This window comes from Moorena sp. SIO4A1, assembly GCF_010672065.1.
Classification (GTDB): Bacteria; Cyanobacteriota; Cyanobacteriia; order Cyanobacteriales; family Coleofasciculaceae; genus Moorena.
On sequence record NZ_JAAHHX010001081.1, the window covers coordinates 1 to 1015 of the forward strand.

1 pseudogene is annotated in these 1015 nt (G+C 39.7%); it reads right to left on the reverse strand.

Annotation, left to right across the window (positions count from 1 at the left end):
- Positions 1-232 precede the first annotated feature (232 nt).
- Positions 233-1015, reverse strand: a pseudogene (locus F6K53_RS45425) (IS4 family transposase); the annotation flags it as partial.

Below are 1015 nucleotides of genomic sequence, written 5' to 3' on the forward strand. Positions count from 1 at the left end.
GTGATTCTACCGCCCACATATAAAGGTATATTTGCCAGAATGGGATGCTCCCTCGCCTCTTGCCTGTTGCCCTGGGGGGGCGACGAAATAAGCTAAAACCCAGACTCTATAAGCGACCTAGCCCTTATACCTCGTTGATAATACTTTCGTTGTCTTGATGCAGTCGCTCATGGGGGAAACCCCCAAGACCGCGCTGCATCGCTTATTAGGACCCACGTCTCATTAATTCGGTTACTAACTCTATACAAAAATCTTTAAAATTAACCCAGGTGTGACCGTATAAACCAATGTAAAAACTGCTATGCCTCCGCTCTATTCGACCAGATTCTTTCACACGACCAACATATTTTTGTATTCCTTGACGTTTAATATGCTGACCTTGAAATGTTGCGGAAGTGTAAGCTATTGCTATCAATAAAACTAGAGAAATAAAGCGTTCACCCTGAAGCTTAGTGTCCTCTAAATTATAACCACCTGTTTTAAAATCTCTAAACATCTCCTCGATATCAAATCTTTTTTTATAAGCTGAAACTGCCGACTCTAAGTTAGAAAAGTTTGTCAGTAAAAACCATGGTTCTTTGGCCTTTGGCCACGCTACGCGAACGGAGATGTACCTTTGAGTTTACGTTGCCACTTACAAGCTACATTAAAATTAAAGAATCCCCGAGTCTTGGTCACTTTAACTCCTTGGATAAATAAAGACACTCCAGGGACTAAACCTAAATCATTGAGTTCAACCCAATTATTTTTTTTATATTCAACAAATTCATCCTTTTTTAATCGCAAACAAAAATATACGCCTAAGTCCTGTAAGTGCTTTGATAATTTTACCGAGCAAAATTCTCTATCTCCTAACAGGCAGATTTTATAGTTTTTAAAAATTGGGATAACCTTGGACAAGACACTTTTTTGTTCTGTTAAATTACTACTCCCTAACTTTGGCAACAAAGTAAAATAGATGGGAAATGCTCTGTCTTGATGCAGTCGCTCATGGGGGGAACCCCCAAGACCGCGC